Below are 21,265 nucleotides of genomic sequence, written 5' to 3'. Positions count from 1 at the left end.
TCGGAGGTGCTCACGACAGGGCACCGGGCCGGCGTCGGAGGCGGGGGAGATCCTGCAGCGGGCGGGCGGCGCCCGCGTGGTCCACGAGGTCGGCGATGCTGAACGAGGGCGCGGGTTCCTCGACGGGGTGACGGACGTCGTCGTCGAGCCAGGTGGCACGCACCAGGACCCGGCGCCACGGGGGCACCCCGGTCAGCACGACGCCCACGGGTTGCACGTCCAGGCTGACGAGCTCGGCGCTCAGGCTCCGGAGGGACTCGACAGTCGTGACCCCGGACCGGACGACCAGCAGCACGCCGTCCACCTCGTCGGTCACGCTGCGCAGCGCGAGCGGGTGCGAGTCGCTGGAGGCCTGGACGACGGAGACGTCGTAGTCCTCGCGCAGGGCGGCGAAGAAGGCGTGGGTTCCCGAACGGACCAGGTGACGGGACGACGCGACGACCCCGTCGGACACCGGCACGCGGTCGTAGCCGTGCCGATCGGCCTCGACCTCCTCGGGCACGGCGCCCACGGGCACCGTCGAGGGACGGGACAGCGTGCGGGTGTCGAAGTCGGACTGGACCAGGGCGCACGTGGCGCCGAGCTCGACGACGGCGCGCGCGAGGCCGCCGTCGACGCCGACCGCCTCGCGGACCGAGTCCGTCCGGGCCAGCAGGAGCGTGGCGGGCAGCGAGCCACCCCGGAGGGCCCTCGTGTTCTGCACGACCTCGCGCAGGGCCGTGCGGGTCCGGGCGGACGAGGCTCCGGTCACCGGGTCGTCGCCCTGCCGGAGGGCCCCCGGGAGCTGTCCCACGACCGGCAGCCCCGTGATGCGGCGCACGTCGTCGACCGTGTCGACCGTGGGCCGGGCACGGGCCAGGACGAGCGCGCCGGCGAGACCGACCGCCAGGCCGGCGAGGAGACCCGAGAGGACCGTCAGCGCGAGGCCCGGCTCGTCGGGCGTCGTCGGGACGGCCGCGGGGGAGGTGAGGTCGAGCGCGACGGTCTGACCGTCCGACCCGGCGTCCGATTCGGCGCGATCCACGACCGCCGACAGGCTCTCGGCGACGTCGTCGGCGAGCGAGGCGGCCCCGTCGGGCGTTCCGGCCGTCGTCTGCACGCGGAGGACCGCAGTGCCGTCCGGGTTGACCACCGAGACCCGCTCGGCGAGCTCGTCGACGGGCAGGCCGAGGTCGGCCGCGACCGGTCCGAGGACTTCCGGGCTCGTGCCGAGCTCGGCGTAGGACGCCACGCGCTGCTGGGCGAACTGACCGCGGGCCGCGAGGCCCGAGCCCGGGGACTCGACCCGGACGAGGAGCGTCGCCTCGGCGCGCCAGTCGGCCGGAGCGAGCTGCGATGCGCCGACGCCCGCGGCCACCCCGAGGAGCGCCGCCACGCCGATGAGCGCGGCATGGCGCGAGACGGCCCGACCGAGACCCCCCGAGACGGCCCGACGGACCGGGGCGACCTCGTGGCTCACGACCTCGAACCGATCGACGGGGGAGTCAGGGACCTCAGCTCGCGGAACCACTTCGGCAGGGCGAGGACGAGGTAGCCGGCGTTCGCGACGAGGAGCGCCAGGTAGACCACCGTGAACGCCGGCGGCCAGGCCAGCAGGACGAACGCGAGGCACATCAGGCCGTAGTCCGTCGGGACTACCGCCAGCGAGTAGAGCAGTCCCGTGCGACGTCCGACGGGCGCGGCGACGCCGGTCCGGGCCGCCTCCGCCCGGCGGAGCTGATCGGTCAGGACGATGGCGAAGAACGCCACCGTCGCCACGACCTGGTAGACGAGCGGCGCGGCCAGCAGGGCTTCGCGACCCTCCGGTTCACGGAGCCACGACGCGAAGACCGCCAGGTGCAGCACCGCGATCTTGGTCGCGTCGATGACGTGGTCGAGCCACTCGCCCGCGGGGCTGCCGCCGCCCCGGAGGCGCGCGACCTGTCCGTCGGCCGAGTCGAGGGCGTAACCCACGACGAGCAGCAGGACGACGGCCAGGGCCGTCCCGATGCCGGACGGCGCGAAGGCGAGGACCGCGATGCCGGCGAAGGTGCACGCGGCGCTGAGCGCCGTGACCTGGTTCGGAGTGGCACCCACGGTGTAGGCCACCGCGGCGGCCCATCGACCGAGTCGGCGGTTGACGAAGCGCGAATAGGCGGGCGCACCCGTGGACGGCTTCTGGGCGGACGCGAGCGCGGCGAGGGCGGGACGCACGGCGCGGGGCACGGCGGGCCGGGCCGAGGTCGCCTCGGTGGTCGTGGGGGCGTCGGTCACGAGGCCACCGCCAGGGAGTCGACGTCGGCCGTGTGCAGCTCGCGGGTGACCACCGCGCCGATCCGGCGACGCATGCGTTCCGGTGTGAACCGCTGGAGGTAGGCCTCGCGGGCGTGGCGCCCGGCGACGGCCAGGGTGGAGACGTCCATCGACGCCAGGATCTCGGTCAGGCCGTCGACGTCGCGACGGTCGAAGAGCCAGCCCGTGTGCCCCTCGTCGACGACTTCTTCCGGGCCGCCGGAGCGGCTGGCGATGACGGGACGCCCCTGGCTGAACGCCTCGAGCGTGACGAGTCCGAAGCCCTCGAGGGTGTCGGTCGGCAGGATGACCGCGTCGGCGTCGCGGAGGTAGGGCGACGCGTCGTCGACCTCTCCCACGACGGTGACCGTCTCGGGTCGCGAGACGATCGCCGCGACCAGACCGGGCACGTCGACGGAGGAGCCGACGGCCGGCGGGCCGCCCAGGATGACGAGCTGCCCGGGGCAGCCTGCCGCGTTCCAGGCCGTCAGGAGCGTCGCGTGGCCCTTGTGGCCGTTCCAGCGACTCGCGACCACGTACTGGGGCGCGCGACCCTCGGCACGGTCGGTGACGGCGATCGAGCGGTCCGACACGCCGTTGTGGACCACGACGGCGCGCGAGTCCTCCGAGAGGCCGGACGAGTCGAGCACCGACCGCGACACGGCGACCAACGAGGTGCAGGCGCGGGCCAGGGGACGGAGGCCTCGACGGTCCCCGTCGCTCCAGGGCTCCTGCAGGTGCCCCACGACGCGGCGGACGCCCATGGCCCGGGCGACGGGCGCGACGATCAGGCAGGCGCTCGTGGCGCAGTAGACGAGGTCGAAGTGGCGCCCGGACAGTCTCAGCGCCGTGCGCGCCGCGTCGCGGGCCAGGCGGACGAGTCCGAGCGGTCCGAGCCGGGTCCGGCGCAGGATCGGGAGGGGCGTGCGCTCGACGCGCGCCCCGAGCTCGCGCAGCCTCGGCCCCAGGGGCCCGACGGACACGTCGGAGGGCAGCCAGACCGTCACGTCGAGGTCGTCGCGGGCGGCGAGCTCACCGACCACCTCGAGGACGATCCGGTCCGAGCCGTACATCTCGTCGGACGAGTGCACCAGCAGCACCCGGCTGCGCCGCGATCCCCTCCGGCGGCGGGGGAGTTCGGGCAGGTCGACGCCCGTCCGGGCGTCCTCCCGCAGGATCGGTGCGGTGGTCGTCGCCGGTGCGGACTCGCGGTCCCGGTAGTGCCTGATGTCGACGGACATGCTCTCTCCCCTGTCGTCGTGAGCGTGGTCCGGGCCCGTGAACGGCCCGCGGTGGTCTCGGATGCTGCTGGTGGGGGTCAATACGCTCCCCGGTGCTCGAAGAGGACCCGGACGGTGCGCCACATGATGACGAAGTCGACCGTCAGCGACCAGTTCTCGACGTAGTAGAGGTCGAGGCGGACGCTCTCCTCCCAGCTGAGGTCGCTGCGTCCGTTCACCTGCCACATGCCCGTGAGTCCGGGCTTGATGTACAGGCGTCGGTGGACGTGGTCCTCGTACCCCTCGACCTCGCGAGGGAGGGGCGGCCGGGGCCCGACGACGCTCATGTCGCCTCGGACGATGTTCCACAGTTGGGGCAGCTCGTCGAGCGACCACCGACGGAGGACGGCACCCACGCGGGTGACCCGCGGGTCGGACTTCATCTTGAAGAGCAGGCCGGCTCCCTCGTCCGCCTGCGCGAGGCCGGCGAGCCGACTCTCGGCGTCGACGACCATGGAGCGGAACTTCAGCATCTCGAAGGTGCGCCCGTCACGGCCGACCCTGCGCTGACGGAACAGCACCGGGCCGGGACCGTCGAGCCGCACCGCGAGGGCGACGACGGCGAACACCGGCGCGAGGACGACGAGCGCGGCGGACGCCAGTGCGAGGTCGGACAGACGCTTGAGGGCGTGTCGCGGGCCGTCGAACTGCGGCAGCTCGACGTGCATGAGGGGGAGACCCTCGACCGGGCGGTAGTGGATGCGGGGCCCGGCGACGTTCGTCAGTCGCGAGGCGATGACGAGCTCCGTCGCTCGTCCTTCGAGCGACCATCCGAGGTCGCGCAGGTACTCCCGGCCACGACCCGGTTCGCCGGCGACGATCACGCTCTCGGCGCCCAGGCGCCAGACCGCACGCGGGACGCCGTCGAGGTCCGCCACCACGGGGACGGTGCGGCCTCCGACCACGATGCCCCTCGGGTCGGCGTCCGGGACGGCCGCCCCGACGACGTCGTACACGGCACCGCTCGTCTTGTCGATGCGACGGACGACGTCGGCGATGTCGTCGCGCGATCCCACGATGACGGCTCTCGACAGGTAGTGGCCCTTGGCCCGCTGGCGTTCGAGCCAGCGCCGCATGGTCCACCGGCCGACGACCAGGCCGGCACCGCCGACGGGCAGCGCCACCAGGAAGTAGCCCTCGCCGCCGATGTGGCCGACCGAGGCGAACCCGATCGCCACGACGGCGAAGGCCCAGACGCTCGCCGTGAGGAGGCGCTTGTACTCGACGACGCCGCTGCCGACGACCGCGAGGTCGCGGGTGCGGTGCAGCGTGAGGCAGAAGGTCCAGACCAGCCCGACGACGACGGGGAGCACGGGAGAACCCACCGACTCGATCAGGGTGGACGCGTCCGAGCCCCGACCGGCGGCGATGGCCCTCGCGGCGTCCACCACGACGGCACCGACGATGCTCAGGGTCAGGACGGCCGTGTCGACGAGGCGGAGCCGGCGCCGGTAGCGGCGAGCCCAGGCGGCGCCGGACTCGGCGTCGTGCGTCGCGGCGGGCGCCGCGAGGGGGCCGTCCGACTCGGTCAGGTCGAACGGGGGATCGATCCGTCGGGGTGACGACGGTCCGACCAGGAGTGAGCGGAGTTCGCTCTGCGTGCTGGACATCGGGTCTCGGGTTCGGGTAGGCGACGGCACGCCCACGTCCGTGGTGACGACGGGGGCGGTGGCGGGCGGTCGATCGAGGTTCGGGTTCGATCGACCGCCCAGGCGTCGCGCCGGAGCACGGACGTCACGATGGTGCGCGACGTCGGCCGGGCGGCGACGGGCGCGCCGGGCAGCGGGTCTGCTCGACGCACGATTCGGGTCGGTGCGGTGACGGGAGCAGATGCTCCCGGTGGAGAGGGTCGGGTTTCTCGGTTCCTGGCGATTTCGGGTCGACCAGGAGGATGCTGTGACTCTAGTTCGGGGGGCACCCGCCATAGGAGTCTAACAAGACCCCCCGTTCGGGGGCGATCGTGTCCCCCCTGTTGCCGACACCCGAACGGGTGACCCTCGGACCCCGCGATGTCACCCGTGCGGGGGTGACAAGAAGCCGTGAAAAGCGCGGCCACGGCGCGTCCCGTTCCAGGCGGAGGGTGGCCTGCGGCGTGAGACACGCAAAAGGCCTGTTCAGGCCGGTGACACGACGTCCGGACCGAGGGTCGACACGCCGCCGTCCGTGCCGTTCATCACCCCGACAGGTGTCGTTCATCTCTCGTCGCCCCTGGTGTCTGCAGCGCAGGTGGGGTACAGACGGACAGCGCCCCCCGGCCCTTCGGCCGGGGGGCGCATCACCCGTCACAATCACCCTCGTCCGCGTGTCACGGACGGGTGACGAATCCTTGCTCGACCATCCAGTCGAAGGCCACGTCGGCGGGCTCTTCGCCCTCGACGTCGACCGCCAGGTTGAGTCGTCGCATCTCGGTGTCCGTGAGGGCCGGCGAGATCTCGTCGTACACCTCGGCCAGCTGCGGGTACTCCTCGAGGGTGGCCGTCGAGAGGACGGGTGCCGCGTTGTAGGCGGGGAAGAAGCCCTGGTCGTCCTCCAGCACGGCGAGGTCGAGCGAGTCGATCCGGCCGTCCGTCGTGAAGACCTCGCCGAAGTTGCAGCTGCCCCGGTCGGTCGCGGTGTAGACCGTGCCCGTGTCCAGGATGCTCACGTTGCTCGTCGGCACACCGTCGGCGGCGCCGAGTTCGAGCCCGTACGCCGCGAGCATGGGGGCGAACCCGTCGGCCCTCGAGTTGAACTCGGCCTCGACGCAGAAGGTGCGCTGCTCGACCGGCAGGTCGGCGATCTGGGAGAGCGACGTGATGTCGCCGAGCTCGGGAACGGCCTCGGCCCGGACCGCCATGGCGTAGGTGTTGTTGAGGGGCGCGGGCTCGAGCCAGGTCAGGCCGTTGTCGGCGTCCGCGTCGCGGACGGCCTCGTACTGCTCCTGCTGGTCGGGGATGCCCTCCGCCTCGGCGAGGTAGGTCAGCCAGGCGGTGCCGGTGTACTCGTAGGTCATGTCGGCCGTCCCGTCGAGCATCAGCTGTCGCACCGCCACCGACCCCGGCACGTTCGTCATGTCGGTGACCTCGAAGCCCGCGGCCTGCGCGGCGAGCACGGCGATCTTCCCGAGGATCAACTGCTCGGTGAAGTTCTTCGCCGTCACGGTGATCGCCGCGTCGTCGGGCAACCCCTCGACGGCTCGGATCGAGCCGGGCGCCACGGCGGGCACGAACGCCGTCGCCGGCTGCAGGCCGCACCCGGTCAGGGCGAGCGTCGCGGCGCCGACCACGGCGAGGGACGAGGAGGCGCGACGCAGTCGTCGGGGGAGGCGGGAGACGGTCATGCGCGGAGTCCCTTCGGACGGGCGACGTACTCGACCACACGGCCCAGCCAGTCGATCAAGAGGGCGAGCAGGGCGATGAGCAGGGCCCCGGAGACGAGGACCCGCGGCAGGAACAGGTTGACCCCGGTGGTGATCAGCAGCCCCAGGCCGCCGGCACCGATGAACGTGGCGAGGGCCGCCGACCCCACGAGCAGCACGAGGGCCGTACGGATGCCGGAGAGCATCACGGGGACGGCCAGCGGCAGCTCGACCTTCAGCAGGACGGACGACGCACTCATCCCCATGCCCCGACCGGCCTCGACGAGGCGGGCGTCGACGCTCTGCAGTCCGATCATGGTGTTGCGCAGCACCGGAAGCGCCGCGTAGAGCACGAGGGCGACGACAGCAGCCCAGAACGTGAAGCCGAGCCAGAACGCGAGCAGCACGATGAGTCCGATGGCCGGCGCGGCCTGGCCGAAGTTCGCGAGGAGCAGGACGGGACCGCTGATGCGCACGAACGGCCGCCGGGTGAGCAGCACGCCGAGGGGGATGGCGAGGACGAGGACGATCGCCGCGGAGACGAAGGTCAACGCCAGGTGCTCGCCCGTGTAGGCCAGCAGGTCGGAGGGGTTGAGGGTGGTCCGTTCGGCCGTCGTCAGGTCGGCCGTGGTCAGCCACACGACGAATGCCGCGAACACGGCGAACACGGCCACGGGTTGCACGAGCAGTCCGAGCCACGCCGGGCGGGGCCCCCGCCGGCCGGACGAGCGTCCGTCGACCGAGGCCGGGGCGACCGAGGCGGTCACGCCGCGTCCTTCTCGTCGACGGGGGCTCCCGGCACGACGTCGAACGAGCCCGTGTTGGTGCCCACCGGAGCGTCGTGGTGGGCCTCGGCGGCCGACGCGCGCGCCCGCGTGATGGCCTCCATGACGACCTCGACCGTGATGACGCCGATGAAGGCGTCGCGTCGACCGGTGACCAGGGCCGCACCCGCACTCGAGACGAGCATCGTGTCCAGGGCGTCGTTGAGGGTGGCGCCGCTGCCGATGACCGGCAGGTCGGCGTCGGGTGACGAGCCCAGCACGTCGAGACGGCCGAGCTGGCGGCGCGAGGGCCACGAGACGGGGCGTTCCCGGTCGTCGACGACGACCGCGTGGCCGTGGCCGGCCGCCTCGACCCGGGCGAGGACGTCGGCGGCCGATTCGCCCGCTCGGGCGACGATGGCCTCGGCGAGGTCGACGTCACGGACGCGCGTCAGCGTCAGCTGCTTGAGGCCGGCCCCCGACCCGATGAAGTTCTCGACGAACTCGTTCGCCGGCTCGGCGAGGATGCGCTCCGGGGTGTCGTACTGCACGATGTGCGCGCCCTCGGAGAAGATGACGATCCAGTCGCCGAGCTTCACGGCCTCGTCGAAGTCGTGGGTGACGATGACGATGGTCTTCTGCAGCTCGTGCTGGATGTTGATCAGCTCGTCCTGCAGGCGCTGGCGGGTGATGGGGTCGACGGCCCCGAAGGGCTCGTCCATGAGCAACACGGGCGGGTCCGCCGCCAGTGCCCGCGCGACGCCGACGCGCTGCTGCTGACCACCCGAGAGCTCACGCGGGTAGCGGTCGCGGTACGTGGCCGGATCGAGCGACACGAGTTCGAGCAGCTCGTCGACGCGGGCGGCGATGCGCTCCTTCGACCAACCGAGCATCTTCGGCACGATGGCGATGTTCGCCCCGACGGTCATGTGCGGGAACAATCCACCGGCCTGGATCACGTAGCCGATGCGGCGGCGCAACTCGTCGCCGTCGATCGAGGTGACGTCGTCGCCGTCCAGGACGATCCGCCCCTCGGTGGGCTCGATCAGCCGGTTGATCATCTTCAGGGTCGTGGTCTTGCCGCACCCCGACGGTCCGACGAGCATGACGATCTTGCCGGCCGGGATCTCGAGCGTGATGCCGTCGACGGCCGGCTCGGCCTGGCCGGGGTACCGCTTGGTGACCTGGTCGAGGGTGATGCTGCGGCCCGAGACCTCGTCCGAGGGGGACGAGGAGGCGCGGGTGGGGTCAGTTCTGGACACGGATGCCTCTCGAAATGGTCAGGCGGCCGAGGCCGACGAGGATGAGGTCGAGGACGAGGGCGAGGAGGACCACGCCCACCACGCCCGTGACCACGGAGGCGAGCGCGTTCGCGCCGCCCAGTCGGGACAGGCCCGAGAAGATGAAGCCGCCGAGGCCCGGGCCGAGCGCGTACGCCGCGACCGCGGCGATGCCCATCACCATCTGCGCGCTGACGCGCACGCCGGTGAGGATGATCGGCCAGGCGAGGGGCATCTGGACGGTCGCCAGGGTCCGGAAGCGCCCCATGCCGATGCCGCGAGCCGACTCGACGAGCGAACCGTCGACCTCGTGCAGGCCGACGACGGCGTTCCGCAGGATCGGCAGTGCGGCGAAGAACGTGACGACGATGACCGACGGCGCCACGCCGAACCCCGCGAAGGGGATGAGCAGGCCGACCAGCGCGAACGACGGAAGGGTCAGCCCCACGGCCGACACCCCGTTGGCCAGCGCGTAGAGAGTCGGGTTGCGGTGCACCAGGGCGGCGAGGCCGACCGAGACGACGACCGCCAGGACGAGGCACTGCACCACGAGGGAGAAGTGCTGCCATGAGGCGAACCAGATCTGGCTCCACCGGTCCACCACGAAATCCCACGCCAAGCAGACCATCTCCTCTGAGCAACGACCATCAGTCCGAATCGTCGCTTCCCCGAGAGGCGACCGGCGTCCACACTAACCACGGCCCCCACGCCGCGTCATGTCGCCGACCACCCGTCCGGGAGCCTTAGAGTCGCCTGCCGTTATCAAATCCGACGAACGAAATCCCCGATGGGAACGGCGTGTCGGCTTTCGTCGACACGCCGTTGTAACGATCCTCAGATCCTCGCCCCGCAGGGCCTCCGTCAGCCGACGCGGGCTCCGGTCGAGATCTTGTACCGCGCCCCGTGGTGCTCGTCCGGCAACCGGTCTCCGCGCCCGAACAGCTTCTGCCGCAGCGTGCCCGGTTCGTACTCGGTGGGATAGACGCCCCGGGCCTGGAGCACGGGGATCACGTGCTCGACGACGTCCTCGAACGTGCCCGGAGTGATGGCGTAGGCGAGGTTGAACCCGTCGACGTCGGTCTCGTCGACCCACTCCTGGAGCTGGTCGGCGATCTCCTCGCCGGACCCGACGATGCGGGGCCCGAGACCGCCGATCCCGGCCGCCTCGGCGATGTCGCGGATCGTCCACTCCGCGCCCGTGTCACCCGCCTGCGCCTGGAAGTTCGCGAGGGCCGACTGGATGGCGTTGCTCTCGACGTCACCCACGGGGTCGTCGAGCGAGTAGGTCGAGAGGTCGACGCCCATCCACCCCGACATGAGCGTCAGGGCGCCCTCGTGCGAGGCGTATCGCCGGTACTCGTCGTGCTTGGCCCGGGCGGCCTCGGGGGTGGCGTCGGTGATGATGGTCAGCAACGTGTAGATGCGCGCCGAGTAGCGGTCGCGGCCCGCGGCCTCGAGCGCGTCCCGGATCTTGCCGACCGTCGCGGCCAGGCGTTCCTTGGTCGGGGCCGCCACGAAGATCGACTCGGCGTTGCCGGCGGCGAAGCGGATGCCCCGCGGCGAGGCACCCGCCTGGTAGATCACGGGGGTGCGCTGAGGGCTGGGCTCGGCGATGTGGATGCCGGGCACCTTGTAGTAGGTGCCGTCGTGCCCGACCTCGTGCACCTTCGCCGGGTCGGTGAAGACGCCGGACTCACGGTCGCGGACGACCGCGTCGTCCTCCCACGACCCCTCCCACAGCTTGTACAGGACCTCGAGGTACTCGTCGGCCTGGTCGTACCGGGTGTCGTGGTCGAGCTGGTCGTCGGCCCCCATGTTGCGGGCGGCGCTCGGCAGGTAGCCGGTGACGACGTTCCAGCCGATCCGCCCCTCCGTCAGGTGGTCGAGCGTCGACATGCGCCGGGCGAACGGGTAGGGGTGCTCGTAGGCCGTGCCGGCGGTGATGCCGAAGCCCAGGTGCTCGGTCGCGGCGGCCATGGCCGAGACGAGCAGCACCGGGTCGCCGACCGGGGTCTGGGTGCCGTTGCGCAACGCCGCGTCGTGGTTGCCGCCGTAGACGTCGTACGTGCCGAGCACGTCGGCGATGAAGAGCCCGTCGAAGACGCCCTTCTCGAGGAGGCGCGCGAGGGAGGTCCAGTAGCTCAGCTTCGTGTAGTCGGCCGAGCGGTCGTCGGGGTGCCGCCAGAGACCGGGGGACTGGTGCCCCACGCAGTTCATGTCGAAGGCGTTGAACCGGATTCGTCGAGTCATGAGGCCATCATCACGACCCGGGCCCGTGCTGTCGTCCTCGCCGACACACGAGGTCACACTCCGCGCCCCGTAGCCTGTGTCGGTGCTCCCGTTCCGCAGCCACGTCACCGACGTCGACCGCCCCCGTCTCACCCGCGACGTCTACGTCCTCGGCGTGATCGCCTTCTTCGTCATGGTCGGCTTCGGGGTGGTCGTCCCGGTCCTGCCGGTCTACGCCCGCAGCTTCGGCGTCGACCACGCCCTGGTGGGTGCCGTCCTCTCGGCCTTCGCCCTCATGCGCCTCGTGGCGAGCCCGTTCGTGGGTCGACTCATCGACCTGATGGGCGAGCGGGTCGTGCTCTCGGTGGGCATCGGCATCGTGGCGCTGTCGAGCGGACTCGCCGGGCTCGCCCAGACCTATCCGCAGCTCCTCCTGCTCCGGGGGGCGGGTGGCATCGGCTCGGCCATGTTCAGCATCGCGGCGATGACGTTGCTGCTCGGCGCGACCGACCCGTCGCTCCGGGCCCGGGCCGTCGGCTTCTACCAGGGCGGGTTCCTCGTCGGCGGCATGGCGGGTCCTGCCCTCGGCGGGCTGCTCGCGACCATCTCGTTGACGGCGCCGTTCTTCTTCTACGCGGGCACGCTCGCCGTGGCCGGCCTGGTCGGCGTCGTGCTCCTGCGCCGGGCCCCGCAGCACTCCTCGACGACCGTCACCGCGCCTCCGGTGCCCCTCGGGGTCGTGCTGCGCGACGTGCGGTTCCGGACCGCGTGCGTGGCCAACTTCGCACAAGGTTGGTCGTCGCTGGGGGTGCGCAGCGCCCTCGTCCCCGTCCTGGTGGTGGAGGTCCTGCGCGGACCGACGGCCTGGACGGGGTTGCTCTTCGCCGTGTCGGCGGTGGCCCAGACCCTCGCGCTGGCACCGGCTGCGCGCTTCGTCGACACGGTCGGCCGTCGACCGGCCGTGATCGGCGCGTTCGCGGTGGCGGCCGTGACCCTGTTCGCGGTGTCCCTCGCCCCGGACGTCTGGACCCTCGGCGCCCTGCTCTGCGTCTACGGCGTGGCGACGGCGTTCATGGGCACCGCGCCCGCGGCACTCGTCGGCGACGCCGCGGGCGCCCGCGGTGGTCGTCCCGTCGCGATCTTCTCGATGTGCTCGGACGTGGGGGCGATCGCCGGGCCGCTCGTCGCGGGCCTGCTCGTCGACACGGTCTCGTACCCCGCGGCGTTCGGCGTCGCGGCCGTCCTGCTGGCCGTGGCGGCCGGGGCGGCGATCCGCCTGCCCCGGACCGCCACCGGCACGCCGACCCCGGCCTGATCAGCCGAGGTGCACGGGCGCCTCGGTGGGCAGCAGGTCCTCCTTGCGGCCGCGGATGAGGAAGAACGAGATCGGCGCGGCGAGCAGCATGGCGACCGCGGCGGCGAGGAAGGCCACCGAGTAGCCGTCGACCAGCGGGCCGAGCGGCCCGCCCACCGTCGACGTCGAGGACGCGACGGCCCCGGCGTAGAGGTTCGTGAAGACGGCGAGACCGATCGATCCGCCGATCTGCATCATGGCGTTCGAGGTCGCGCTGGCGGCACCGGCGTCGTGCGGGGCGACCCGGCTGAGCGCCAGGTTCTGCATGGGCACGAAGACGCCGGCGAGGCCGACGCCCATGACGAGCAGGGCCGGCAGCACCTGGACGGCGTACGAGCCGTCGGCCGTGATCTGCGTGGCGAGCCAGAGCAGCCCTGCCCCCGCGACGAGCGGCCCGACGATCATCATCGGGCGAGGGCCGACGATCGGCAGCGCCTTCGTCAGCAGGGGGGCGCAGACCATGATGACCAGCGTCATCGGCAGGCTGGCGAGCCCCGCCTCGAGCGGGCCGAAGCCCAGAACGATCTGCAGGTGGAAGGTCAGGTAGAGCAGGGCGCCGATCATGACGCTCCCGACGATCAACTGCACCAGGAATGCTCCGCCACGGACGCGGTCGGCGAGCACGCGCATCGGCAGCAGCGGGTGGTCGCTCCGTCGCTCGACGACGACGAACAGGGCGAGCAGACCGGCCCCCAGGGCGATGAAGCCGATGACGACGGCCGAGTCCCAGCCGTCCTCGGCCCGGGTGAAGCCGTAGACGAGGCTGGCGAGGCCGGCCGCGACGACGATCGTGCCGACGACGTCGAGGCGGTTCCGCCCCTCGGCCCGGCTCTCGCTCACGACGAAGGCGGCGGCGACGATGGCGACGAGCACGATCGGCACGTTGACGAGCAGGCACCAGCGCCAGCTGACGAACTCGGTCAGCACGCCGCCGAGCACGAGCCCGACGGCCGCGCCGGCGCCCGAGATGGCGCCGAAGACGGCGAAGGCGGTGTTCCGGTCGCGACCCGACGCGAAGGTGGTGGTGAGCACGGCCAGGGCCGCGGGGGCGAGCAGGGCCGCGAACACGCCCTGCAGGCCGCGGGCGAGGATCAGCTCACCACCGGTCTGCACGAGCCCGCCGAACGCGGAGGCGGCTCCGAAGCCGACCATCCCGACGATGAAGGTGCGCTTGCGGCCCCAGAAGTCGGCGATCCGACCGCCGAGCAGCAGCAGCGCGCCGAAGGCGAGCGCGTAGGCCGTCACGACCCACTGGCGGTTCTCGTCGCTGAGGCCGAGGTCGGCCTGGGCGTCGGGCAGGGCGATGTTGACGATGGTGCCGTCGAGGACGACGACGAGTTGCGCGAGGGCGACGATGACGAGCACCCACCAACGGCGCGACGAACGCGTCTCGGTGGGGGCGGGGGCGACGGTGGTCACTGCGGTACCTGTTTCTCTGGGGGACGACGAACTACCCTACCTACTAGTTGGTTGGTTCATAAGTCGGCTACGGTGATCCGATGCGAACCGGTGCCGCCGAGACCCGTCGAGCCATCCTCGAGGCCGCGACCGCCGAGTTCTCGCGACACGGGTTGGCCGGGGCGCGCGTCGACCGCATCGCAGCCGAGGCCGGCTGCAGCAAGGAGCGCCTCTACGCGAACTTCGGTGACAAGAGGTCGCTCTTCACGACCGTCCTGAACGGCACCTTCGAGACCATGGGCGAGGCCGCGTCCCGCCCGGCCGCGAGCGTCGAGGAGTTCGCCCTCGCCGTCTTCGACCACATGCAGGCCCACCCCGACCACAACCGGCTGCTCGCCTGGGCCCGGCTCGAGGGCGAGCACGACTGGGAGGCCTCGGTGCCCACCCTGCGCTCGGTCCAGGACGCCGCCCTGTCGCAGCTCGACCGCCTTCGCGGCGACCCCGCCGTGACGGTGTCCTGGAGCAGCGACGACATCTTCGCCCTCGTCATGTCGCTCGCCTGCGCCTGGCAGAACCTGCCCGGTCTCGGCGAGGCGCATCCGGGCGTGGTGCTCGACCCCGCCCTGCAACGCGAGATCGTGCGCGAGGCCGTGCGGCGCCTCACCACGGCCTGAGCCGGGCCCCGGGCCGTTCCACCGCACCGACGACGAAGGAGGCGCGCCCCGGTCACCCGGGACGCGCCTCCTTCTCGAGGTCGGTCGCGACTACTTCTTCGCGTCGACCTTCGGCGTCACCTTGAGGAATCCCGCGCGCGGGTCGCCGAGACCCACCAGCGGGGTCGTGTCGCGGCCGCCGACGAAGTTCGTCACCCATCCCGACAGGATGCGGAACTTCCGGTTCAGCGTCGGCATCGCGTACAGGTGGTAGCCGCGGTGGGCCATCCAGGCCGGCACGTTCTTCAGCTGGAGGCCGAACATGCTGGCCGCGCCCTTGCCGATGCCGTAGCTCGCCACGGTGCCGAGCGACTCGTGGCGGTACTCCTTGACGGGCTCGCCCGACAGGGTCGCGATGACGTTGTCGGCCACGGTGACCGCCTGGCGCACGGCGTTCTGCGCGTTCGGCGGGTAGTACGCCGGCTGCTTCTCGGCCAGCAGGTCGGGGACCTGCGCGCCGTCGCCGAGGGCCCAGACGCCGTCGAGCTTCTGGCCGTCCTCGGTCTGGACCTGCAGGGTCGCGCTGACGTTCACGTGCCCCTTCGGGCCGAGGGGGAGGCCCATGTCGCCCAGCACCGGGTTCGGCTTGACGCCGGCCGTCCAGACGATCGTGCCGGCGGGGATGGTCTCGCCGTCGCTCAGCACGACGTCGCCGTCGACGCACGAGGGCATCGTCGTCTTGAGGCGGATGTCGATGCCTCGACCGCGCAACTGGCCCAGGGTCCACTTCGAGAGCTCGGGACCGACCTCGGGGGCGACGCGGTCCAGGGCCTCGACGAGCACGAAGCGCAGTTCGTCGCGCGACAGGTTCGGGAACGTGTCGACGGCGGAGTTCGCGGCGTCGGACAGTTCGGCGAGGGCCTCGACGCCGGTGTAGCCGCCACCGACGAAGACGACGGTGAGGAGCTTGCGGCGGACGGCCGGGTCCTTGACGCTCGCCGCCTCGGCGATGTTGCCGAGGATGCGGTCACGGACGTACTGAGCCTCTTCGACGCTCTTGAAGCCCACGCCGTTCTCGGCCAGGCCCGGGGTCGGGAAGGTCCGGGTGACGGCGCCGAGGGCGACGACCAACTGGTCGTAGGCGATGTCGCTGGACTCGCCGTCCGCACTCGTGACGGTGACCTTCTTGGCCTCGCTGTCGAGCCCGGTGACCGACGCCTCGACGACCTTCGTGCGCTTGAGCGTCTTGCGCAGCGGCACGGTGACGTCGCGCGCGGCGATGTGGCCACCGGCGACCTCGGGCAAGAACGGCTGGTAGGTGAAGTACGGGGCCTGGTCGACGAGGGTGATGCTCGCCGCCTGGGGTGGGTGTCGCTTCTGCAGTTCGAGTGCAGTGGTGAGCCCGGCGGAACCGCCGCCGAGAATTACGATTCGCTTGGTCATGTATGTGTTCCTCCCTCAGACGACCGTACCCCCGGGGCAGCCTGCCGGAACGCCACACGCCGAACGGCCCGGCACCCCTCGGGGGCCGGGCCGGGCACGGCCACGCGTCGGCCGGTGGGGTCAGCGACCGCCGTCGAGGTCGCTCTGCGTGAACGACCCGTCCGGTTCGCCGTCGTGGGGACCGCCGTCGGCGGCCGGCTCGTCCGGGACCTGCGCGTCGACGTACGACCCGTCGCCCTCGCTCGTGCCGGCCTCTTCGGTGTAGGTGCCGTCGGCCTCGCCGTCGTGCGGCCCGCGCGTGCGGGCGCCGCCGTCGAGGTCGTCGTCGACGTACGAGCCGTCCTCGCCCGAGGTGGGTCCGCCGGTGCTCGGCCGGTCGTGCTCGTGGTGGTTGGCGTCGCTGCCCATGGGTGCTGCCCTTCGTCGAGGTCGGTCGGCGTCGTCGCCGCCCGTGCGGCTCACCCTAGACCGACGTGGTGCCGGTCGACCGGGCGGGACCGTGTCGTCAGAACCCCTCGTTCTCGCGGGTCACGTAGGGCGACTCCAGCGCGTCGAGCTCGTCGTCGGTGAGCCACAGGTCGACCGAGGCCACGGCGTCGTCGAGGTGCTGCATCTTCGTGGCGCCGACGATGGGGGACGTGACCGCGTCCTGCTGCCGCACCCAGGCCAACGCGACCTGTGCGCGAGGCACGCCCCGCGCCTCCGCGACGTCGGCGACGGCCTGTGCCACGAGGCGGTCACCGTCCTCGCGCTGCTTGTAGAGCGTCTGACCGAAGCGGTCGGTCTCGGTCCGGGCCGTGGTGGCGTCCCAGTCCCGGGTCAGCTTCCCGCGGGCCAGGGGCGACCAGGGCAGCACGCCGACCCCCTGGTCCAGGCAATAGGGGAGCATCTCGCGTTCTTCCTCGCGTTGGATCAGGCTGTACTGGTCCTGCATCGAGACGAAACGCGTCCAGCCCCCGAGGTCGGCCGCGTGCTGCATCGAGGCGAACTGCCAGGCCCACATGCTCGAGGCGCCGATGTAGCGGGCCTTGCCGGCCTTGACGACGTCGTGGAGCGCCTCCATCGTCTCCTCCACGGGCACCTCGGGGTCGAAGCGGTGGATCTGGTACAGGTCGACGTAGTCGGTGCCGAGCCGGCGCAGGCTGTCGTCGATCGCGCTCATGACGTGCCCCCGGCTGAGCCCGGCCCCGTTCGGACCGGGACGCATCCGGCCGTGCACCTTGGTCGCCAGGACGACCTCCTCGCGGGTCGCGAAGTCCCGCAGTGCCCGTCCGACGATCTCCTCGCTGGTGCCGTCCGAGTAGACGTCGGCGGTGTCGAAGGTCGTGATGCCGAGCTCGAGCGCCCGCGAGATGAACGGGCGGCTCTCGTCCTCGGGCAGGCTCCACTCGTGCGTCCCGCGGTCGGGCACGCCGTAGCTCATGCACCCCAGGGTCACCGCCGAGACGGTCAGGCCGCTCGTGCCCAGTCGTGCGTACTCCATGTGTGGCACCTCTCGTCGTGGAGGCGGGGCACCGACGCCCGCGCCGACTGCGAGCCTACGCGCGGGGCGGCGCGGTCCGGCCCGCGATCGACGCGTCCCCACGGATCACCGAGGCGGCGTGTCGGAGCGCCCTCCGCGCCTCCGGGGTCCAGGGCGCGCCGACGAAGTCGTGGAAGGCACCGCGGTACAGCCGCAGCTCGACGCGTCCACCCGCCGCGGTCACGCCCGCGGCCAGCCGCTTCACGTCGGGCGTCAGCAGGTCGCGATCGCCGGCGTAGGCGAACACGGGCGGGAGACCCGAGAGGTCGCCGCGCACCGGGCTGACGACGGGGTCGGCCGGATCACGGTCGCCGGCCCACCACCGACCCGCGGCGACGAGACCGTCGCGGGCGAGCATCGGGTCGAGCGGTGCGACCTCGTCGATCGCGGGGGAGTCGAGCAGGGCGTCCACCCACGGCGAGAAGAGCACGAGCGCGTCGGGTGCCGGTCGGCCGGCGTCGCGTCCCCGCATGGCCGCGACGAGGGCGAGCGCCCCGCCCGCCGAGTCGCCGGCCACGACGACGCGGGACGGGGAGGCGCGGCGCACGTCCGCGAGGACGGCGTCCAGCAGCGGCAGCGCGTCGTCCACGTCGTGGGCCGGGGCGAGACCGTAGAGGGGCACCGTGACGACGGCCCCGGAGGCGCGGACGAGACCCGCGAGCAGGTTCCAGTGCGTGGCCAGGACGGGGTGCACGTAGGCACCGCCGTGCAGGTAGACCACGTGGACGCCGCTCGGGGCTCGACGCGGACGGAGCGTGACGACGCGCTCACCACCGACCCGCGCCTCCTCGACGGTCGCGACGCGGTGCACCGCTCGCGTGACCGGCGCGGCGGAGCCCTGACGGGCGACCGAGCGGACGAGCGAGTCCTCGGACTCGGTCGAGCGGGGGCGGAGGCGGAGCCGGAGGCGCAGAAGAGCACGCGTGGCGGCCATCGAGAGCGACATGACCCGACCCTACGGGCGCCGGGGACGACCAGGGGAGGCGGGGGCTACCGGACGGGAGGCGAGGGGGCTAGCTTGTCCCCCGAACGGGTCACCCGACCCCGACGTCGCCGGTGCCGTCATCTGGGAGCGCGCACCGACGGCACACCTCGCTGCACGAACACACCCGAAGGAACGACGATGTTCGACACACGCTTCATCAGCAGTGCCATCTCCCGGAGCGCCGAGACCCCGATCGATCGACGACGGCTGCTCGCCGCCGCCGGCGTCACCGGCCTCGGCACGGGGCTCGCCGCGGTCGCCGCGACGCTGCCCGCCCAGTCCGCGGCCGCCGTGTCGCCCTCCGACGAGGTGATCAGTGATGCGACGATCCTCAACTTCGCACTCAACCTCGAGTACCTCGAGGCGGAGTTCTACCTCCGGGCCGTCACCGGCTCGGGGCTGCCCGCCGACCAGATCACGGGCATCGACCCCCAGGGCGGCGTCGTCGGCGGCGCACCCGTGCCGTTCAAGACCACGATCGTCAAGCGCATCGCGCAGGAGATCGCGGCGGACGAGAAGGCGCACGTCTCCTTCTTGCGGTCGGCACTCGGCGGCGCGAAGGTGTCGCGACCGGCGATCGACCTGCAGAGCAGCTTCACGGCGGCGGCCCTCGCGGCGGGGGTCATCACACCGGGCCAGATCTTCGACCCGTTCGCCTCGGAGGAGAACTTCCTGCTCGGGGCGTTCATCTTCGAGGACGTCGGCGTGACCGCCTACAAGGGCGCCGCGCCCCTGATCTACAACAAGACCTACCTCGGCGCGGCCGCCGGCATCCTCGCGGTCGAGGCGTACCACGCGGGCATCATCCGCACCACGCTGAACGCCAAGGGACTGCAGGTGCCCGCGACGAAGATCTCGGACGCCCGCGACTCCCTCGACGGGTCGACGGACGACGACCAGGGCCTGACCCTCGGTGGCGTCCAGAACCTCGTGCCGACCGACGCCAACGCCATCGTCTACGGACGGACCGCCGAGCGCGTGCTCAACGTCGTGTACCTGACGCCGAACCAGATCGACAAGGGCGGGTTCTTCCCGCAGGGCATCAACGGCTCGATCGTCGCCAGCGGCAACCCCGGCAGCGCGGTCTGACGACCGACGAAGGCCGGAGAACCAAGGAAGGCCCGCACACCGGGGTGTGCGGGCCTTCCGTCGCTTGCGAACAAGCATCTGTCTCAACACAGATCTGGCGAAACGCCTCTCGAGAGAGACTGTTTCGAGTGTCCGAGGGGGGACTTGAACCCCCACGCCCTATACGGGCACTAGCACCTCAAGCTAGCGCGTCTGCCATTTCCGCCACCCGGACTGGATGGTGCCGACCGAAGCCGACACGAAAGATTAGCACGGCTCGGAGGGCCCTCGTGACCACGGCCACGTCCGTCGGCGTGAGCGGCGCGGCAGGTAGCGTGGGGCGCATGACGACGACCCCCACGAGCACCGGCCCGACCGAGCCCGAGCTCGACGAGACGGCCCGCATCGCCCGCGACCTCATCCGGTTCGACACGTCGAACTACGGCGGTGGGCGGTCGAACGGCGAGGCGGAAGCCGCCGAGTACGTCGAGGCGGCCCTCCGCGACCTCGGCCTCGAGCCGCAGCTGTTCGAGTCCGAACCCGGCCGGGTCAGCGTGATCGCCCGGGTCGAGGGTGCCGAGCCGGCGAAGCCCGGACTGGTGGTGCACGGCCACCTCGACGTCGTGCCCGCCGACCCCGCGAACTGGTCGGTCGACCCGTTCGGCGGCGTCGTCCGCGACGGCATGCTCTGGGGGCGCGGCGCCGTCGACATGAAGAACATGGACGCCATGATGCTGACGGCCGTCGGCGACATCCTGCGGGCGGGCGAACGACCGGCCCGCGACCTCGTGCTGGGCTTCCTCGCCGACGAGGAGGCCGGGGGAGTCCTCGGCTCGCACTTCCTGGTGAAGGAACACCCCGGGTTGTTCGACGGCGCCACCGAGGCGATCAGCGAGGTCGGTGGCTACTCGACCTTCATCGACGGTCGACGCTCGTACCTGCTGCAGACGGGCGAGAAGGCCCTGATCTGGATCAAGCTCAGGGCTCGGGGCACCGCCGGCCACGGCTCGCAGATGATCGAGGCGAACGCCGTGACGCGCCTGGCCGAGGCGGTGGCCGTCCTCGGCCGCCAGCAGTGGCCGATCGTGCTGACGGACACGACGACCGCCCTGCTGGGCGAGGTGGCCCGCATCCTCGACGTCGACGTGCACGAGGTCGCACCCGACGAACTGGTCCTGCGCACCGGCACCGCCAAGGGCTTCATCCGCGGCTCGCTGCGCACGACGACCAACCCCACGATGCTGACGGCGGGCTACAAGCACAACGTCGTGCCCGACACGGCCGAGGCCCTGGTCGACATCCGGTGCATGCCGGGGCAGGAGGCGGCGGTGCTCGCCGAGGTCCAGGCCCTGATCGGCGACGACGTCGAGATCGAGACGATGCACACCGACATAGGGCTCGAGACGCCCTTCTCGGGGCCCCTGGTGGACGCCATCACCGCCACCCTCGACCGGCACGACCCGGGGGCACCCGTCCTGCCCTACCTGCTCTCGGGCGGCACCGACAACAAGGCCCTCAGCCTGCTCGGCATCGCCGGGTACGGCTTCGCCCCGCTCCGGCTCGACGAGGGCATGGACTTCCCGGCCATGTTCCACGGCGTCGACGAACGGGTCCCGCTCGACGCACTATCCTTTGGCAGTCGCGTCCTGCGGGACTTGTTGTCGACGTACTAGCAACCCCC

The 21,265-nt window shown here is 71.9% G+C and carries 18 protein-coding genes and 1 tRNA gene; 4 read left to right on the top strand and 15 right to left on the bottom strand.

Features of this window, described 5'->3' with window-relative positions; translation table 11 throughout:
* Positions 1 to 10: 10 nt before the first annotated feature.
* The 9 genes from QRN23_RS09825 to QRN23_RS09785 all read right to left on the bottom strand — a co-directional run bounded on the left by QRN23_RS09825 (position 11) and on the right by QRN23_RS09785 (position 11,182).
* On the bottom strand, positions 11 to 1,459 hold the full coding sequence (locus QRN23_RS09825) for a hypothetical protein (RefSeq protein ID WP_285063451.1): 1,449 nt from the start codon (positions 1,457 to 1,459) through the stop codon (positions 11 to 13).
* On the bottom strand, positions 1,456 to 2,253 hold the full coding sequence (locus QRN23_RS09820) for a CDP-alcohol phosphatidyltransferase family protein (RefSeq protein ID WP_285063449.1): 798 nt from the start codon (positions 2,251 to 2,253) through the stop codon (positions 1,456 to 1,458). The genes QRN23_RS09825 and QRN23_RS09820 overlap by 4 nt, the downstream gene beginning before the upstream one ends.
* A complete protein-coding gene (locus QRN23_RS09815) occupies positions 2,250 to 3,512 on the bottom strand; it encodes a glycosyltransferase family 4 protein (protein WP_285063447.1) in 1,263 nt (420 codons plus the stop codon). The genes QRN23_RS09820 and QRN23_RS09815 overlap by 4 nt, the downstream gene beginning before the upstream one ends.
* Before the next feature lie 77 nt (positions 3,513 to 3,589).
* Positions 3,590 to 5,161 (bottom strand): sugar transferase, encoded by a 1,572-nt coding sequence (locus QRN23_RS09810; protein ID WP_056045139.1) that lies wholly within the window; start codon positions 5,159 to 5,161, stop codon positions 3,590 to 3,592.
* Between the two features lie 695 nt (positions 5,162 to 5,856).
* Positions 5,857 to 6,870, bottom strand: a complete 1,014-nt coding sequence (locus QRN23_RS09805; RefSeq protein ID WP_123570057.1) for a glycine betaine ABC transporter substrate-binding protein — start codon at positions 6,868 to 6,870, stop codon at positions 5,857 to 5,859.
* A complete protein-coding gene (locus QRN23_RS09800) occupies positions 6,867 to 7,577 on the bottom strand; it encodes an ABC transporter permease (protein WP_207114016.1) in 711 nt (236 codons plus the stop codon). Before QRN23_RS09800 ends, QRN23_RS09805 begins: the two co-directional genes overlap by 4 nt.
* Before the next feature lie 74 nt (positions 7,578 to 7,651).
* Positions 7,652 to 8,914, bottom strand: a complete 1,263-nt coding sequence (locus QRN23_RS09795) for an ABC transporter ATP-binding protein (protein WP_285063445.1) — start codon at positions 8,912 to 8,914, stop codon at positions 7,652 to 7,654.
* Entirely contained in the window at positions 8,901 to 9,551 is a 651-nt protein-coding gene (locus tag QRN23_RS09790; protein ID WP_285063443.1) for an ABC transporter permease, read from the bottom strand. Before QRN23_RS09790 ends, QRN23_RS09795 begins: the two co-directional genes overlap by 14 nt.
* 242 nt (positions 9,552 to 9,793) lie before the next feature.
* Entirely contained in the window at positions 9,794 to 11,182 is a 1,389-nt protein-coding gene (locus tag QRN23_RS09785; RefSeq protein WP_285063441.1) for an LLM class flavin-dependent oxidoreductase, read from the bottom strand.
* Positions 11,183 to 11,264: 82 nt separating this feature from the next.
* Here QRN23_RS09785 and QRN23_RS09780 point away from each other — a divergent pair, with 82 nt between their 5' ends.
* The gene (locus QRN23_RS09780) at positions 11,265 to 12,476 is read left to right on the top strand and encodes an MFS transporter (protein ID WP_285063440.1); all 1,212 of its coding nucleotides are present in this window, start codon (positions 11,265 to 11,267) and stop codon (positions 12,474 to 12,476) included.
* Here QRN23_RS09780 and QRN23_RS09775 read toward each other — a convergent pair whose 3' ends face one another.
* Positions 12,477 to 13,934 carry an MFS transporter gene (locus QRN23_RS09775; protein WP_285063438.1) on the bottom strand — a complete coding sequence of 486 codons (1,458 nt, stop codon included), beginning with the start codon at positions 13,932 to 13,934 and terminating at the stop codon, positions 12,477 to 12,479.
* 80 nt (positions 13,935 to 14,014) lie between these two features.
* On the opposite strand from QRN23_RS09775, the gene QRN23_RS09770 reads away from it, so the two are divergent.
* Positions 14,015 to 14,587 carry a TetR/AcrR family transcriptional regulator gene (locus QRN23_RS09770; protein WP_285063437.1) on the top strand — a complete coding sequence of 191 codons (573 nt, stop codon included), beginning with the start codon at positions 14,015 to 14,017 and terminating at the stop codon, positions 14,585 to 14,587.
* A gap of 90 nt (positions 14,588 to 14,677) precedes the next feature.
* Here the strand turns inward: QRN23_RS09770 and QRN23_RS09765 are convergent, their stop codons facing one another.
* The 4 genes from QRN23_RS09765 to QRN23_RS09750 all read right to left on the bottom strand — a co-directional run bounded on the left by QRN23_RS09765 (position 14,678) and on the right by QRN23_RS09750 (position 18,477).
* Entirely contained in the window at positions 14,678 to 16,009 is a 1,332-nt protein-coding gene (locus QRN23_RS09765) for an NAD(P)/FAD-dependent oxidoreductase (protein ID WP_123570054.1), read from the bottom strand.
* 120 nt (positions 16,010 to 16,129) lie between these two features.
* Entirely contained in the window at positions 16,130 to 16,417 is a 288-nt protein-coding gene (locus tag QRN23_RS09760; RefSeq protein ID WP_043594967.1) for a hypothetical protein, read from the bottom strand.
* Positions 16,418 to 16,514: 97 nt separating this feature from the next.
* A complete protein-coding gene (locus QRN23_RS09755; RefSeq protein ID WP_285063435.1) occupies positions 16,515 to 17,492 on the bottom strand; it encodes an aldo/keto reductase in 978 nt (325 codons plus the stop codon).
* A 55-nt stretch (positions 17,493 to 17,547) separates the two neighbouring features.
* On the bottom strand, positions 17,548 to 18,477 hold the full coding sequence (locus QRN23_RS09750; protein ID WP_285063434.1) for an alpha/beta hydrolase fold domain-containing protein: 930 nt from the start codon (positions 18,475 to 18,477) through the stop codon (positions 17,548 to 17,550).
* A 177-nt stretch (positions 18,478 to 18,654) separates the two neighbouring features.
* Between QRN23_RS09750 and QRN23_RS09745 the strand changes: the two genes are divergently transcribed.
* Complete coding sequence (locus QRN23_RS09745; RefSeq protein WP_285063433.1) at positions 18,655 to 19,605, top strand: ferritin-like domain-containing protein; 951 nt, start codon at positions 18,655 to 18,657, stop codon at positions 19,603 to 19,605.
* A 129-nt stretch (positions 19,606 to 19,734) separates the two neighbouring features.
* Here QRN23_RS09745 and QRN23_RS09740 read toward each other — a convergent pair.
* Positions 19,735 to 19,819 (bottom strand) — tRNA-Leu (locus QRN23_RS09740).
* A 109-nt stretch (positions 19,820 to 19,928) separates the two neighbouring features.
* Between QRN23_RS09740 and QRN23_RS09735 the strand changes: the two genes are divergently transcribed.
* On the top strand, positions 19,929 to 21,257 hold the full coding sequence (locus QRN23_RS09735; RefSeq protein WP_285063431.1) for a M20/M25/M40 family metallo-hydrolase: 1,329 nt from the start codon (positions 19,929 to 19,931) through the stop codon (positions 21,255 to 21,257).
* Positions 21,258 to 21,265: the final 8 nt, after the last annotated feature.

Source organism: Frigoribacterium sp. ME-P-080 (genome assembly GCF_030209595.1).
Lineage (GTDB): Bacteria > Actinomycetota > Actinomycetes > Actinomycetales > Microbacteriaceae > Frigoribacterium.
This window is presented reverse-complemented; position numbering and strand designations above follow the sequence as displayed.

What these genes read in the sequence shown, in the direction of transcription:
- QRN23_RS09815 (WP_285063447.1), bottom strand. Translation starts at nt 3,512, where the DNA reads ATGTCCGTCGACATCAGGCACTACCGGGACCGCGAGTCCGCACCGGCG.
- QRN23_RS09810 (WP_056045139.1), bottom strand. Translation starts at nt 5,161, where the DNA reads ATGTCCAGCACGCAGAGCGAACTCCGCTCACTCCTGGTCGGACCGTCG.
- QRN23_RS09805 (WP_123570057.1), bottom strand. Translation starts at nt 6,870, where the DNA reads ATGACCGTCTCCCGCCTCCCCCGACGACTGCGTCGCGCCTCCTCGTCC.
- QRN23_RS09785 (WP_285063441.1), bottom strand. Translation starts at nt 11,182, where the DNA reads ATGACTCGACGAATCCGGTTCAACGCCTTCGACATGAACTGCGTGGGG.
- QRN23_RS09770 (WP_285063437.1), top strand. Translation starts at nt 14,015, where the DNA reads ATGCGAACCGGTGCCGCCGAGACCCGTCGAGCCATCCTCGAGGCCGCG.
- QRN23_RS09765 (WP_123570054.1), bottom strand. Translation starts at nt 16,009, where the DNA reads ATGACCAAGCGAATCGTAATTCTCGGCGGCGGTTCCGCCGGGCTCACC.
- QRN23_RS09760 (WP_043594967.1), bottom strand. Translation starts at nt 16,417, where the DNA reads ATGGGCAGCGACGCCAACCACCACGAGCACGACCGGCCGAGCACCGGC.
- QRN23_RS09755 (WP_285063435.1), bottom strand. Translation starts at nt 17,492, where the DNA reads ATGGAGTACGCACGACTGGGCACGAGCGGCCTGACCGTCTCGGCGGTG.
- QRN23_RS09750 (WP_285063434.1), bottom strand. Translation starts at nt 18,477, where the DNA reads ATGTCGCTCTCGATGGCCGCCACGCGTGCTCTTCTGCGCCTCCGGCTC.
- QRN23_RS09745 (WP_285063433.1), top strand. Translation starts at nt 18,655, where the DNA reads ATGTTCGACACACGCTTCATCAGCAGTGCCATCTCCCGGAGCGCCGAG.
- QRN23_RS09735 (WP_285063431.1), top strand. Translation starts at nt 19,929, where the DNA reads ATGACGACGACCCCCACGAGCACCGGCCCGACCGAGCCCGAGCTCGAC.